Origin of the sequence: Archangium sp. (genome assembly GCF_036389735.1) — a bacterium.
Classification (GTDB): Bacteria; Myxococcota; Myxococcia; order Myxococcales; family Myxococcaceae; genus Archangium.
In genome coordinates this window covers 1-14,078 of sequence record NZ_DASVWK010000987.1, presented here as the reverse complement: position 1 = coordinate 14,078, position 14,078 = coordinate 1, and the positions used below count along the sequence as shown (strand labels likewise).

General features: G+C 65.3%; 8 protein-coding genes and 1 tRNA gene. 6 read left to right on the top strand and 3 right to left on the bottom strand.

Annotated features, from left to right (window positions below; translation table 11 throughout):
• Positions 1 to 365: 365 nt before the first annotated feature.
• Positions 366 to 743 (bottom strand): helix-turn-helix transcriptional regulator, encoded by a 378-nt coding sequence (locus tag VF794_RS35135; protein WP_331117490.1) that lies wholly within the window; start codon positions 741 to 743, stop codon positions 366 to 368.
• 1,171 nt (positions 744 to 1,914) lie between these two features.
• Between VF794_RS35135 and VF794_RS35130 the strand changes: the two genes are divergently transcribed.
• Positions 1,915 to 3,357, top strand: coding sequence for a hypothetical protein (locus tag VF794_RS35130; RefSeq protein ID WP_331117489.1), 1,443 nt, complete (start codon positions 1,915 to 1,917; stop codon positions 3,355 to 3,357).
• 653 nt (positions 3,358 to 4,010) lie between these two features.
• On the opposite strand, the gene VF794_RS35125 is transcribed toward VF794_RS35130, so the two are convergent.
• Both VF794_RS35125 and VF794_RS35120 read right to left on the bottom strand, forming a co-directional pair.
• A tRNA-Arg gene (locus tag VF794_RS35125) sits at positions 4,011 to 4,083 on the bottom strand.
• 172 nt (positions 4,084 to 4,255) lie between these two features.
• Positions 4,256 to 4,813, bottom strand: a complete 558-nt coding sequence (locus VF794_RS35120; protein WP_331117488.1) for a hypothetical protein — start codon at positions 4,811 to 4,813, stop codon at positions 4,256 to 4,258.
• A 563-nt stretch (positions 4,814 to 5,376) separates the two neighbouring features.
• On the opposite strand from VF794_RS35120, the gene VF794_RS35115 reads away from it, so the two are divergent.
• The 5 genes from VF794_RS35115 to VF794_RS35095 form a co-directional block, all read left to right on the top strand.
• On the top strand, positions 5,377 to 6,159 hold the full coding sequence (locus tag VF794_RS35115) for a hypothetical protein (RefSeq protein ID WP_331117487.1): 783 nt from the start codon (positions 5,377 to 5,379) through the stop codon (positions 6,157 to 6,159).
• Positions 6,143 to 6,706, top strand: coding sequence for a DUF1788 domain-containing protein (locus VF794_RS35110; RefSeq protein WP_331117486.1), 564 nt, complete (start codon positions 6,143 to 6,145; stop codon positions 6,704 to 6,706). The genes VF794_RS35115 and VF794_RS35110 overlap by 17 nt, the downstream gene beginning before the upstream one ends.
• On the top strand, positions 6,703 to 10,152 hold the full coding sequence (gene brxC, locus VF794_RS35105; protein ID WP_331117485.1) for a BREX system P-loop protein BrxC: 3,450 nt from the start codon (positions 6,703 to 6,705) through the stop codon (positions 10,150 to 10,152). Before VF794_RS35110 ends, brxC begins: the two co-directional genes overlap by 4 nt.
• An 18-nt stretch (positions 10,153 to 10,170) precedes the next feature.
• A complete protein-coding gene (locus tag VF794_RS35100) occupies positions 10,171 to 13,428 on the top strand; it encodes a DNA methyltransferase (RefSeq protein ID WP_331117484.1) in 3,258 nt (1,085 codons plus the stop codon).
• Positions 13,425 to 14,078: hypothetical protein (locus tag VF794_RS35095; RefSeq protein ID WP_331117483.1), on the top strand; the 654-nt coding region annotated here is incomplete at its 3' end. The genes VF794_RS35100 and VF794_RS35095, both read left to right, overlap by 4 nt.

Genomic DNA, 14,078 nt, shown 5'->3' with positions numbered 1-14,078 from the left:
GGTGGGTTGTCGGGCCCTTCCGCCTGCGCGAGGAGCAGTAGCACCAGCAGCGTGGATGTCATCAGCGCCTCCGATGGATGACGCCCACTCTATCGGGTGGCCCTGACAAATCCGGACAGACTGGACAGCGCGGGCAAAAGGCGCCTCGTGTCGTAGGGTCCGCAACCCAACCACAAGGGTCGCCTAGAGCAGCTCGATGCACCCCCGGTGCAGAAGGAGAGCGCATGCCACTTTGCACGGTCCGATCCCACCTCGCAGGAGTCGTCGCGACCGCGCCGCCTGCTGCGCACCCTGCGCCAGTTGGACGACAAGCAGCTCAGCGCTGTCGGTTACATGGCGCGTACCCTCGCGCAGCCCGAGGCCCGTTAGCTCTCGCCCGAGAGGTTGGTGTCGGCCGTCTCCAGCAGCTTGCGCAAGAGCGCCAACCTCTCCGGCGGCCACCCTTGCAAGACGTGAATGATGCGGCTGAGTTCCGGGTGCTCGCCGGCCGCGGGCGGAGGGGCTGTAGCCATCGCCTCGGGCGCCTGGGCACTCAGGGACAGGAGCACGTCCGAGGAGATGCCCAGGGTTTCGCAGATACGCCGCAGGGTGGGCACGCTCGGGACCATCGCGCCGCGTTCAATGCGGCCGTAGACGCCGGGCTTCAGGCGCACCTTCTTGGCCACCTCCGCCTGCGTGAGGCCGAGGCGTAGCCGGGCAGCTCGAGCAGCTTCCCCCAGAGCGTGTCGCAGCTTCTCGTCCATGGTGTCCGTCTACCGGAAAGAGTAGGGGAGCGCGATGATCAACATCAACACGTGACGGGGACCTACCTGATGGCGGCTGCTCCCCCCCTCTATGACAACTTCGAGTTCGACTGGTGAGCAGCTCGGGCAGGTGCGAGCCCAGGTGGCTGCGCCCAAGCCCGAGGAGCAGGACCAAGCCAAGGAGCTGCGCGTGATGCTGCGGCTCGTAGGGAGATGCCCCCGATTTCGTTCTGTCAGCCATCCCGCGGTTTCGAATGCCCCCGGCCACCTCGCCAATCGGTAGGGTTATCCGAATCCGAGCAAGACCCCCGCCTCTGAGGGGACAGGGGTTCCCTTCTCACGGGTCCAATTTCGAGTGGGCCCCCTCCATCTTCGAGATGGCCCCAGGGTTAGGGGGGCCTCGAATTTTCGGGGGACCATTGAGGCAGGGCCGCCAAGTACGCCAAAACCCGCCGCCTGCCTCCACACCTCACGCAGGCGAACACGTACAGGGCGAACGTCCTGCGCAGCAGCCCGGCCCAGTCCAAACGGGGTGTGCGCTCCTTCCTCGGCTCCTCCACCGTCGCGGCAAAGGCGGGGCTCTCCTCCTCCAGCCCCGGCTCCGCCCCTGCTTGAGGGAGCGCTGCGCCTTCTCGGAGGACTTCGCCTCCTCCGGGTTTTCGCCCCTGGCCTCAGCCTTCTCCCTGGCCTCCTCGACTCCTCCTCCCGCTCCGGCTTCTCACTGGCGGCAACATCCAACAGGTCGGCCTGCGCCGGCTTCTTCGTCGAGGTGGTGCTCATCCTCCACCTTCAACCAGAACTCGCCTCCCCTCTGAAGGACCACCTGGGGCGTCACCCCTCTGCTCCACCCTCTACGGTGAGGTTCTCCGACAAGCTCCTAGTCAAAAGCACGTTGTGTCAAGCAACCACCTGGGCAATTCTTTCGGCTTCGACGCAGGGCTGACTCGCAAGGGGGAATCAGGTGGGAATACTAGGTTACCAGCTGGCGATCGTGGCCAGTTTGATCTTGGTTCGCCTCGTTGCACGTCGTTACTTGCTGGCGGCCTGCTTGGCCTGGACGGCACTGACGATAGTCAACCTGTTCTGGCCGCCCCTTACCGTGCTCCAGCTGGTAGTTGTCTGGGTGACTTACGGCGTTCTCACGCGGTCCGACCCTCCTCCAGAGCCACCCATGCCTGCGCTCGACCAGCGGAACCAGGGGCCCGCCCCCAAGACCGCCCGCCTGCGCCAGAGCGCCGACGTTAACATCAGCATCAAGAAGGCCGCAGACGCAGCCGCCCTCCAGCAGAATGAGGCCAAACCAATGGCTACCGCCCCCAAGAAGAAGGTCCACGTTCTTAACAGCCGCCTCTGGGATTCGGTGCTCCCGCCTTTCACCGCCGAGCTCAAGCGCCTTCACCCGAAGGCATATGACGGTGCGGTGTACGGCGGCGAAGGGCTTGTTCCGATGATCAGCAAGCACGACGTGCGGGTCGATGGGAAGACCTTCTGGGAGGCGCTCACTGCGGCGGAGGAAGCATTCGAGAACCGCCCGCTCATGAACGTGAGGGTCGGCGAGTTCGTCAGCATTGGAGGAAGGTGGTTTCGAGTCTCCAGCGTCTCGTCATCCAAGAGGATGATCTCCACCGAGCGAGTTGACCGAGACGGGTCGGTCCTCTCTTCCGACTGGTGCCACGTTGACCTCCCGAGCGGAGAGCAGCTCGAATCTGTGGCAACGCCTGGCGAGGACTCAAACCCTTGGGAGCCGATTCCTGACCGCCTACGAGATGGGTACGACCGAGCGAGGTTCTTAATGCGCATTCATTCGGCCCACCTCGTGAAATACGGTCTTGCCGAGGATACGGAGAAGAAGCGGAACGCCCTAGTGGACGAGGTCATCAGGAGGACGGAGGACAAGCGCTCGTCGTCTCGTAACTTCGTTATCGCCTCACTTGTGACGCTCGTGGTCGCCCTCGCGATGGTAGTGGTGTGGCAGGGTGGTTGGTTCTTGGCTGGTGAACCGAGGGCGCCGATGCCCGTGGCGGGCGCAACGAGTGCGATGGCCGGCGAGCCGATGGCGCCGCCACCGGTGCGGAATGGCGTGCTTGCCGCGCCTGCCGAACCGACAACACCGGCGGGACAGCCCGCGGCACTCCTGCCAGGCGAGTCAGGTCGTGGCGTCTGTGACTTCGTGGATTCCATCGACGAAGGCATTGCTACCTGCGTCCAGCGTGACGGCAGTATCGTGACGATGCAGGCTACTCCGGACATGCGCGAGGGGCAGCCCGTGCGCGCGAAGCCACTGCCCGGTTCGTCGTGCGAGACCCCCCTCGACTGGGATTCCGCAAGGGAGCATATCGGGCAGACCCGCGCCATTGCTGGTCGGGTAGTCGCCGTCACCAAGAGTCCGCCGAACACGCGCGGAGATCCGACCTGGATTGAGGTCGGTGCGCCGTTCCCCAACAGCAAGCGCCTGTCGTTGGTCATCTGGGGCAACCGCAGGTCGAGCTTCCCCACGGACCTGCAAGAACTGATTGGCACGCGGCCCTGCATTGTGGGCGAGATCCAGGATTACAAGGGCGTCGCGCGGATCGAGCTGAGGACTCCCGATCAGATCCAGTTCCGAGACGACTAAGGACAGGAGCCCTCTTGGGCGTAGCGGGCGGGAGCAGAGCGGGAGGTGAGGGACGCTGACGGGGAGCCCATGAGCCGCACGCCGAGCCGGCGCAGCAGCCTTTCATCTCCAGCAGACACACGCCTGCCCAGCCCAGCCGCTTTCCCAGGAGGGGCGCGGCAGGTGCCTGGCTCTCTTGGCTGGCTGTGGCGGCTTGAGCTTCAACACCACGCGCTCTGGGGCGGCCCTCGCGCAGGGGCCAGGTGCGCACTCGCCGTGGGCAACCCCAGGTGCTCCAGAATCGCTCTCACCCCTCCTGCTCCCTTCACGACGGCATCGACACACTGCCACGGGTCCTCCACCCTTAATTGAGCGCGTGACCGTCACGCTGCCGGCTCACCCTCTCAAGGGCATGGAACTGCCAATCGCTCGGTTCATCCGCAGCCAGGATGGCAGGCGCTACGTCGATGTGGAGCACCCTCCCGGACAGTACATGCGGCTGCCGCTTGAGTGGACGGACCGCTCCCCACCCATCGTTCCGCCGAGCGTTGGTGGCCGGGAGGTCCGACTCCGGTACCAAACGGGTACCAAATCCAGCGAACGCGCCCGAACACCCCTGAACGCCCCCGGACAGAAAAACGCCCTGCTTCCGGGGACTTGGGAAGCAGGGCGAGTGGCCCCGGCTGGAATCGAACCAGCGGCCTGCGGTTTAGGAAACCGCCGCTCTATTCAACTGAGCTACGGGACAGATCATGGATGACGGCTCGGGACGAGTGGTGCGTCTCCCGCGCGTGGCCGCAGTCTTCTGGTTAGGCGGTAGTTGCTCTGGGTCTCGCGCGATTGCACCTCGGGGGCCAAAAAAATGCCGGGGGGCTCGTGGGCCACCACGGCATGCAGCTGCGAGCGCGCGGGGAGTGCGTCAGGGGGCGCGCATCTCGGGCGCGGTGCTTCCGTTGTTGCCCTTGCGCCTGCCGTTGGGGGCGGACTTCTTGCCCGTCTGCTCCTGCTTGGGCGGAGCCTCGGTGGTGCGTTGACGCCCGGGGACGGCGAAGACCTCTCCCCGGTCCTTGTCGTGGAGGAACTGCTCCACCGCGTCCTGACGGCGCGCCAGGTCCGCCACGGCCGCACGCAACTCCTCGCCGAGCGCCCGCGTCTCGCGCCGTTGCGCGTCCAGCTCGCCCTGGAAGTTCTCTGCCATGGAGCCGAGCTCCTCGTGGACATCCTTGATGAGCCCTTTGAATTCGGTCACTGCGGCGGTATTCAGGGCGAGCTTGTCCAGCAGCTCCGCGTGCTTCTTATGGGCCGTCTCGAGCACTCGCGTCGAGTCCTGGGGGCGCTCCTGGTTCCGCTCGTCGGACTCGTCCGCAAGCCAGCGGCCGATCCGCTCGCGGTTGACGTAGCCCACAAGGCCCAGGGTGGTGGCCGCCGCGGCGGCGATCTTGCCGAGGTTGTTGGCGATGATGGGGAGGAAGACCATGAGGAGCTCCTGGTGTAGCCGGGATGAATTCCCGGGCTCATGTGCTGATACCCACCGGTGCCCTCGGATTTCGGAAGATGGAAAGGGTAGGGCGGCTGGTGTCTGCTCCTTCTTCTCCGCCTCACCGCTGCCACTCTGGTGGCAGGCTCGCCAGCTACCCGTAGGAGGGGATGGCCACTGCGCGCGGACACCGAAGAAGTTGTCGTCAATCCCTCTTATGCACCCTATGCGCACGCCTTGCCGGCAGCACCGGCCATCCCACCGTCGGCCCCTACTGTGGGGGGTGGATGGGTGGTGCGTTTCCCGGGATGGTTCGCAAGTAAAACCCCTTTCCCTACGTCGCCTACGTCGCGTAGAAGAAGCTTGATCCCGGGAGGAGGTACCCGGAACACCCGCCACTAAACCGCCACCCTGACGACGGCTGCGAGGGCGCGTAGCGCGTACCCGCAGAAGCCGATTGAGTCCCGCAGATCCCGGAAGTTCAAGTTGGTCGACGTGGACGCCTGCGTGCAAAGCGGCGGTGCGGGAGACGAAGGCTCGACCCCGCGAGCCGAGGACGCCGAATGAGCAGGACGGCCGATAACCACCGCGAGCGCCTTGGCTTCCGCGACGGCGACAAGGGCACGCACTCCAGCCGCACGCTGATGCTGACCGAGCTGGAGCAAGTGCTCGCCGCCACGCCTCCCGAGGCCAGCGTCGCCGATTTCCGGCGCGTTGTCGTCGAGAACAACGTGCTCGGCAAGCGCACCGCGACCACCCGCGAGCACACCGTCCGTAAGCTGAAGGCGCTCTATGGGCTCGACCCGACGATCCCCGTCTACCGCGTGATGCGGCGGATATGGACCGACGACGCCGAGGGCCACCCGCTCCTCGCGCTCCTGTGTGCGGTGGCCCGCGACCCCTTGCTGCGCGCGTCGGTCGATGTGGTCCTCGAGGCCCCTCTCGGCTCGGAGGTCACCCTGGCTAAGCTCGCCGAGACAGTGCGCCCGTCCTTTTCGGCCTCCACGCGCGACGCCATCGTGAGCCACCTCGTCTCCACCTGGGCGATGGCGGGCTTCCTGACGGGCACCACGCGCAAGATCCGCACCCGTGCCCACGCAACGCCCGGCACTGCCGCCTACGCGCTTGCCCTGGGCTTCATGGAGGGCGGGCGCGGCAGCCTGTTGCTCTCGACCCCGTGGAGTCGCCTGCTCGATCGCTCACCCGATGAGGTGCTGTCACTCGTCCAGCAGGCGGCACGGTACGGTTGGATCGAGTACCGGAAGGCGGGGGATATCATGGACATTCGCGTGGACGGACTGTTCACCGAGACCGAGAAGGAGTGGTGCGATGGCCAGCCGGGTTGACGCGCTTGCCGACGTCTACGAGCGTCACGTCGGCTTGCCTTGGGATCGGGGCTTGGCCCCGCCGCAGCGCGTGTGGTTCGCCGTGTACCCGAAAGAGGATGAGCGCCGCCTCCGCTACAAGGTCGAAGCCTTCCAGCTCGCCACCACCAAGGCCGGCAAGAAGTGGGTGCTCGTCGATATCACCGACAGCTTCGCCCGCTGGATAGACGGGGAACGCTACCGGGAGTCCTACTTCAAGAACCCCAGGATGATGGCTCCCAAGCTCTCGCAGTTCCTCAATGCCGTGGCGCAGGACGTGGTGACCAAGGCCCAGGCAGCCGGGGCCGACGAGAATACCGTGGTCGCCGTGCTCGGGGTCGCCAGCCTGTTCGGCTTCGCTCAGGTGTCCGATCTGGTGCCGAAGGTCATCGCCGAGCTCCCGGGTCGGCTGCTCGTGTTCTTCCCTGGCTCGCGCGAGGGCAACGTCTACAAGCTGCTCGATGCCCGAGAGGGCTGGAACTACCTCGCCACGCCCATTAGTGCCTACGACGATGGGAGCACCCCATGATGCTGAACCGTGAGGTCTTCGCGACCGACCCCGAGAACCTGGAGTTGCTCAACCACGGCGTCGCCGAGGTCAAGGGCGGACGCTCCGAGGCCGAGCTGCGCACGCTCCGCTACGAGCTGTCCACCTTCGTCTGCGAGGGCCAGTACCGAGCCGGCTTGCGCAAGGTGCTGGAGACGTACCTGGCCAACCTCGGCAAGACCGAGCAGCAGGGCATCTGGGTCAGCGGCTTCTTCGGCAGCGGCAAGTCGCACTTCATCAAGGTGTTGCGCGCCCTGTGGACCGACGAGCCGTTCTCCGACGGTACCCGACCGCGCGGTCTCGCCCATCTCACCGACGAGATCAACGACCACCTGAAGGAGTTGTCCACGCGCGGCAAGCAGTCCGGGGGCCTGCACGCCGCCGCAGGCACCCTCGGCGCATCCGCCCGCAGCGTGCGTCTCGGCATCCTCGCCATCGTGTTCCGCTCCGTGGGCCTGCCCGAGCGGTACGACCTCGCTTCGTTCGTCATGTGGCTTCGCGACCACGGCTGCCTCGAGGCCGTTCGCGCCTCCGTCGAGGCCGAGGGGGTCGCCTGGGACGAGGAGCTCCACGACTTCCTTGTCTCCCCAGTCATCCACGCGGCCATCGCCAAGCACTTCCCCAAGTGGAAGACGTCCGTGGGAGACATCGGGAACCTGCTCCACGCGAGCTTTCCCGACCGCGACGACGTGTCCAACGAGGACATGGTGACCGCCATCCGCAAGGCGCTCACCCGCGACGGACATTTCCCCCTCACCTTGCTCGCTATCGACGAGGTTCAGCAGTACATCGGCGAGACCTCCGACCGCGCTCATATGGTGCAGGAAGCGGCCGAGGAGTGTTCGAAGCGGTTCGGCTCTTCTCTGCTCATCATTGGCACTGGCCAGTCGGCGATGGCGAGCACGCCCCAGCTCCTCAAGCTCAAGGGTCGCTTCCCCATCGAGGTGCAGCTCTCCGACGCCGACGTGGACACGGTGGTTCGTCAGATCGTGCTTCGCAAGCGTGCCGACCGCACGAAGGCCGTGCGCGCCGTGCTCGACAAGCACAACGGCGAGATCAGCAAGCACCTGGCCGGCACCCACATCGGCCCGCGCCCCGCGGACACCGACGTGCTGGTGTCCGACTACCCGTTGCTCCCGGTGCGCCGCCGCTTCTGGGAGCACGCTCTGCGCGCCGTGGACGTGGGCGGCACCACCGTCCAACTTCGCAACCAGCTCCGCGTCGTCTACGAGGCCGTGCGCTCCACTGCCGCCAATCCGCTCGGTACGGTCATCCCCGGCGACTTCCTCTACTTCCAGTTGGCACCCACGCTGCTCCAGACCAGCGTGCTGCCGCGTGAAGTTCACGAGCTGGTCGGCAAGCTCCAGCAGGCTAAGGGCGAGGGCAACTTGCTCAAGGCCCGTCTCGTGGCGCTGGTGTTTTTGATCGGCAAGCTCCCCCGCGACAAGAGCCAGGGTGGCGACCTCGGCGTGCGCGCAGACACCGAGACGCTGGCCGACCTGCTCGTGCAGGACTTGGAGCACGGTGGGGCAGAGATCCGCAAGCAACTCCCCGCCGCCTTACAGGCCCTCGTCGAAGCCGGCCAGCTCATGCAGGTCGAGACGGAATATCGGGTCCAGACCCGCGAGAGCGCAGCCTGGGAGGCTGACTTCCAGAAGCACCGCAAGATGCTGGGCGATGACGACACCAAGGTCGGCACCGCGCGGAGCGAGGCACTGGCCGAGGCGGTGAAGAGGCGCATCGGTTTTGGCAATGTGCCCCACGGCGCATCCAAGGTATCTCGCAAGGTCCAGCTCCACTTCGGGCCGGTCGCGCCTGCTGTCGATGGCGGCATCGTGCCCGTCTGGGTGCGCGACGCCTGGGCAGAGAGCGTAGCCACCATCCAGACCGACGCCGTGAAAGCAGGCAGCGACTCGCCACTGGTGTTCGTGCTGTTGCCAACTGGCAATGCCGAGGGCATCAAAAATGCGCTGCTGACGCTGAAGGCCGCCGAGATCACCCTCCAGACACGTGGAGTGCCGAGTGGTGATGAGGGCCCCGTGGCCCGCGCTGCTGTCGAGACGCGCCGCAACCGGGCGAAGGAGCGGTTGGAAACCCTCCTTGACGAGGTGCTCGACAACGCCCAGGTCATCCAGGCTGGCGGCAACGAGGTGGCCTCCGGCACCCTGGTGGATAGCGTGAAGGCCGCCATCGCGAACGCGCTGGTGCGCTTGTTCCACAAGTTCAGCCTCGCGGACCACGCCAAGTGGGATGCCGTGGTGAAGAAGGCACGGGCGGGCGATGGCACCGCGCTCACCGTGGTCGATTGGCGCGGCGACACCGAGAAAAACCCGGTCTGCCACGAGATCCTGAGCTTCACCGCTGCCGAACAGACGGGAGCCGAGATCCGCAAGCAGTTCGAGGGGCCGCCCTACGGCTGGTCTGGTGACGCTGTGGACGGCGCGCTCTACGTCCTCATGGTGACTGAGCACCTGCGGGCCTCGACGGGCGGGGGAGCGCCGCTCTCCGCAGCCAGTCTCGACCGCGCCAAGATCGGTTTGTCCAAGTTCCGCGCAGAGACGGTGCCGCTGTCGCCTGTGGAGCGCATTGGCGTGCGCCAGCTCATGCAGAAGGTTGGCATCGCCTGCAAGTCGGGCGAGGAGTCCGCCAATGCGCCCGCGCTGTTGGCTGATCTGAAGCGCCGGGCCGCCGCCGCCGGGGGCGAGCCCCCATGCCCGGTGCCGCCGAGCACGGCACATTTGCTTGCGCTCGACTCGCTGGCCGGCAACGCCCTGGTGAAGAAGCTCTACGAAACCCGCGACACGCTCGCGGCGAACGTGGACGAGTGGGACAAGCGCACCAAGGCCATCGAGGCCCGCAGACCCCGCTGGGAGGCCCTGGGGGAGCTCCTGCGCCACGCCTCCACCCTGCCGGTTGCCACCGAGGTCGGTTTGCAGCGGGACGCCCTGCGTGACGGGCGCGGCCTGCTCACTGAGCCCGACCCACTGCCGCACCTGTGCGAGCAGGTCACCACCGCGCTGCGCGACGCCCTGGTGGCAGCCCGCGGCGGCTGGAAGGCGGTCCACGACGCCGAGATGGCGGCGCTCACCGCCACCGAGGCGTGGGGCAAGCTCACCCTCGAGATGCGTGAAAAGCTCCTGAGCAAGCACGGCATCGCCGCTGTGCCGACGCTGACGGTCGGCAACGAGAAAGAGGTTATCGCGTCCGCGCAGGCCCGCCCACTGAGCCAGTGGGTGCTCGATCAGGCTGGACTGTCCGGACGCTTCGCGGCAGCTCGCCTCGAAGTCATCCAGCTCGTTGCCCCCAAGGCACAGCCCGTGACCTTGCCCAAAGCCACGCTCCACGACGAGGCCGAGGTGGACCGCTGGATTGCCGAGGCCCGTGCCGCCATCCTCGCCAAACTCGCTGACGGCCCCGTCGTCGTCTGAGCCCTTCCGGAGGAGTAGATGCCCACCATCACCCCCAGCCTGCGCGACCTGCTCGCGATAGTTATCGGCAAGGAGAACCAAGACGGCGGCGCTCGCGCTGTCGCCGTAGCCGGCGCACGTGTGGCCATCGAAGCCTTGGCCGTCCACTTGGCCTCTCCCTATGGCCATCTCGACGCGGCGGGCAAGCAGCTACGCAATCGCCTACGGGCTCGTGCGCGGCAACTCGGCGATGTACGCAAGGCCGATGGCGGCCATGAGATCGGCCGCCTCGTGGAGCAGACCGCCTACGAGCACTGGCACAGGATGCTGTTCGCGCGCTTCCTGGCCGAGAATGACTTGCTGCTCCACCCGAGCTTTGGCACTGCTGTTACTCTGGAGGAGTGCGCCGAGCTGGCTCCGTCAGAAGGGGCTTCCGATGCTTGGGAGCTTGCTGGTCGGTACGCCAGCCGGATGCTGCCGCAGATCTTTCGGCCCGACGACCCGGTGCTGGCCGTGCGCCTCGCCGCAGAGCACCAGCACGAATTGGAGCGCCTGCTGGCGAGCCTGCCTAGTGAAGTGTTCCGCGCCAGCGACAGCTTGGGCTGGGTCTATCAGTTCTGGCAGGCCCGCCGGAAGAAGGAGGTCAATGCCTCGGAGGTGAAGATAGGAGCTGATGAGCTGCCTGCGGTCACGCAGCTCTTCACCGAGCCCTACATGGTGCAGTTTCTTCTGCACAACACACTGGGCGCGTGGTGGGTCGGGGCAGGGCGCAAGCTGCCTATGGAGATGCCCTACCTTCGGCTCCTCGACGACGGCACGCCCGCTGCCGGCACCTTCGAGGGTTGGCCCCGGCTGGTTCGCGATCTGAAGGTCCTCGACCCCTGCTGTGGTTCTGGGCATTTCCTCGTCGCGGCATTCGAGATCCTCGTGGTCCTCCGCATGGCTGAGGAGGGGCTGAGCGCGCGGGAGGCATGCGACGCCGTGCTCCGGGACAACCTGTTCGGCTTGGAGATCGACTATCGCTGTGTACAGATTGCGGCCTTCGCGCTCGCGCTAGCGGCGTGGACGTATCCCGATGCTGGGGGGTACCGGCCGCTCGCGGTGATGAACGTAGCTTGCTCGGGCCTCGCGCTCTCGGCGAAGAGGGAGGAGTGGGAGAAGTTGGCGGGAGACAACCCGCGGCTCCGCAATGGTATGGGGCACATGTGGGCTCTGTTCAAGGATGCGCCAGTGCTGGGGAGTTTGATCGACCCAATGCGCGACCTGCCGGACCCGCTCTATGTCGCAGGGCCAGAGGAGCTACAACCACTTTTGTCAAAGGCTCTCGCTCGAAATGAGGCCGAAATCGATGCTGAAGATCGTGAGGTTCGCATCGTAGCTCGTGGTGTAAACGAAGCGGCAAAGACTCTGGGGATGCGCTTTCATCTGGTCCTCACGAATGTTCCGTTTCTAACTGGGGGGCGGCAGGCCGATAGCTTGAAGGAGCACTGCCGAACCTACTTCTTCGATGGTCGGTACGACCTTGGCATTGCCATGCTCAGCCGCATCTTTCGCTTCCTTGCACCCGGAGGAAGCACGGCTGTCGTCACGCCCCACAATTGGCTTTTCTTGGGCTCGTACAAGGATTTTCGGAAGAACACGCTGAGGACTGTCGATTGGCGAATGCTTGCACGTCTCGGACCTCGCGCGTTCGAAACGATTGGAGGTGAGGTCGTCGCTGTCGCGCTGGTGGTGATGTCCAACAGCCATGCGAAGTCTGGGAGTTTTTTCGGTGTGGACTTGGCGGAATACGATTCTCCATCGAGAAAAGCGCACCATCTTATTTCCGATAGCCTAGTCCCTCTCGTACAGAAGGATTTGCTTGCCTCTCCCGACTCGCGAGTGGCTTTCGTCGCTGCATCCTCTCTGCCTCTGCTGAGCCGATATGTCGATTGTCACCAGGGCCTCGCCACAGGGGACCTGCCCCGGTTTGGCTGTTTTTTTTGGGAAGTCCCGAGGCTTGACGAGAAGTGGATTCCTTGGCAGAGCACCGTAGAAAAAACTACTGAATATGGAGGGCGCTCAAAGGCACTTCTGTGGGAGCGCGGGCTTGGTCGTCTGCATGCATTCAACGATGCTCATAAGGAGGTTCGAAAGAACACGCATCTGCGTGGTTCGCATGTGGTCGGTAAGCGCGGTGTGGTCATTACACAGGTTGGCGACTTGCCTGCTACGCTCTACACGGGTGAGCGATACGACGACAACACCACAGTGCTCATGCCGCACAATTCCGATGATCTCGAAGCGATCTGGGCATTCTGCTCGTCAGAAGAATACGCGCGAGAGGTGCGGGCACGGGACGGCTCTTTGAAGGTGCCCGCCAATACACTTGCGAAAGTTCCCTTTGATATTAATGCATGGCGCGCCGTCGCAAGTGAGCGGTATCCGACTGGTCTGCCAGCGCCGTATTCGGACAGACCCGACCAGTGGATCTTTCACGGTCATCCGCGTACCTCTGACGCGCCCCTTCAGGTAGCCATCGCCCGCCTCCTCGGCTTCCGCTGGCCCGACCAGCAGCCCGATGCACTGGATTGTCACGCCGACGTAGATGGCATTGTATGCATTCCCGCCTTGCGCCGCGAGCGCCCGGCCGCCGATCGCCTGACCGACTTACTGGCGGCGGCCTGGGGCAAGGACTGGCACCCACAGACCCTTACCGATCTGCTCGTAACCGTCGGCCACACAGGCAAACTGGAGGAGTGGCTGCGCGACACCTTCTTCAATCAGCATTGCGAGATTTTCCAACACCGCCCGTTCATTTGGCACATTTGGGACGGCCATCGAGAGGGATTCTCGGCGCTGGTGAACTACCACAAGCTCGACCATGAGATGCTGAAATCGCTCACGTACACCTATTTGGGCGATTGGATTCGTACCCAGGAAATCGAGGCCAAAGACGGCAAGAGCGGCGCAGGTGACAAGCTCGCTAAGGCCAAGGCCCTCCAACAGCGCCTCGCCGCCATTCTCGAAGGCGAGGCCCCGCTCGACATTTTCGTGCGTTGGAAGCCCATCGAGCAGCAGCCCATCGGTTGGCACCCCGACCTTGACGACGGCGTGCGCCTAAACATTCGGCCTTTCATGACCGTGGCCGACGTGAGTGCGAAGGGGAAGGGGGCCGGTGTGCTGCGCTGGAAGCCCAACATCAAGTGGGGCAAGGACCGGGGCAAGAACCCGCCGGACTCGCCCTGGGGCGAGGATCGGGATAACGACAAGCACCTGACACTGGCCGAGAAGCGCAAGGCGCGGGAGGCTGCGTGAGCACGGTCCTGGACGCTCTCGCGGATCGTCTCGTTGCCGCGACCGCCCACAACAACGTCACCGAGCGCCCTCCGGCCATCGTCCTGTGGACCGACGGCGACCGGAAGTGGCTGCCCGCACTGTCTGCACTTCGGATGCGCCTGCCAAACCTCTGGACCCTGGGCGAATACGATCCCACCTCCGACCAAGGGCCGGCGGCCTGGGTCAAGTGGCGGCTCGGCCAGCTCAAGGCCGACGATCCGGTGCCGGTGCTCTACCTGCCCGGCGTGCGGCGGCTCCAGTTCCGGTCGCTGGAGGACTTTCCCGAGGAGCTGAAGCCTATCGCAGAGCTTCAGTTCAGGGGAACGTGGTGGACCCAGGTGAACGGTAAGGACTGGACGCCGCTTGCCTTGCTGTCGTCGAAGAAGGGCGGGCTCGGGCTCCCCGTGGCCGAAGACGCCGACACCATCGGAGCTCTGGACGGCCTGGTCTCGCGGGTGTTCGAAGCTCCGGTCGCCGAACTGAAGAAGGGCAGGCTAGAAGCGGACCACTTCGTCGCGCTGCTCACTGACGACCTCGAAGGTGACGTGCTCGACTGGCTTGACGACCCCGGGGGCACACGGGCGGGCTACACGGACTCCGAGTGGGCGGTGTTCCGTAGCTTCGTGAAG

What these genes read in the sequence shown, in the direction of transcription:
- VF794_RS35135 (WP_331117490.1), bottom strand. Translation starts at nt 743, where the DNA reads ATGGACGAGAAGCTGCGACACGCTCTGGGGGAAGCTGCTCGAGCTGCC.
- VF794_RS35130 (WP_331117489.1), top strand. Translation starts at nt 1,915, where the DNA reads ATGCCTGCGCTCGACCAGCGGAACCAGGGGCCCGCCCCCAAGACCGCC.
- VF794_RS35120 (WP_331117488.1), bottom strand. Translation starts at nt 4,813, where the DNA reads ATGGTCTTCCTCCCCATCATCGCCAACAACCTCGGCAAGATCGCCGCC.
- VF794_RS35115 (WP_331117487.1), top strand. Translation starts at nt 5,377, where the DNA reads ATGAGCAGGACGGCCGATAACCACCGCGAGCGCCTTGGCTTCCGCGAC.
- VF794_RS35110 (WP_331117486.1), top strand. Translation starts at nt 6,143, where the DNA reads ATGGCCAGCCGGGTTGACGCGCTTGCCGACGTCTACGAGCGTCACGTC.
- brxC (WP_331117485.1), top strand. Translation starts at nt 6,703, where the DNA reads ATGATGCTGAACCGTGAGGTCTTCGCGACCGACCCCGAGAACCTGGAG.
- VF794_RS35100 (WP_331117484.1), top strand. Translation starts at nt 10,171, where the DNA reads ATGCCCACCATCACCCCCAGCCTGCGCGACCTGCTCGCGATAGTTATC.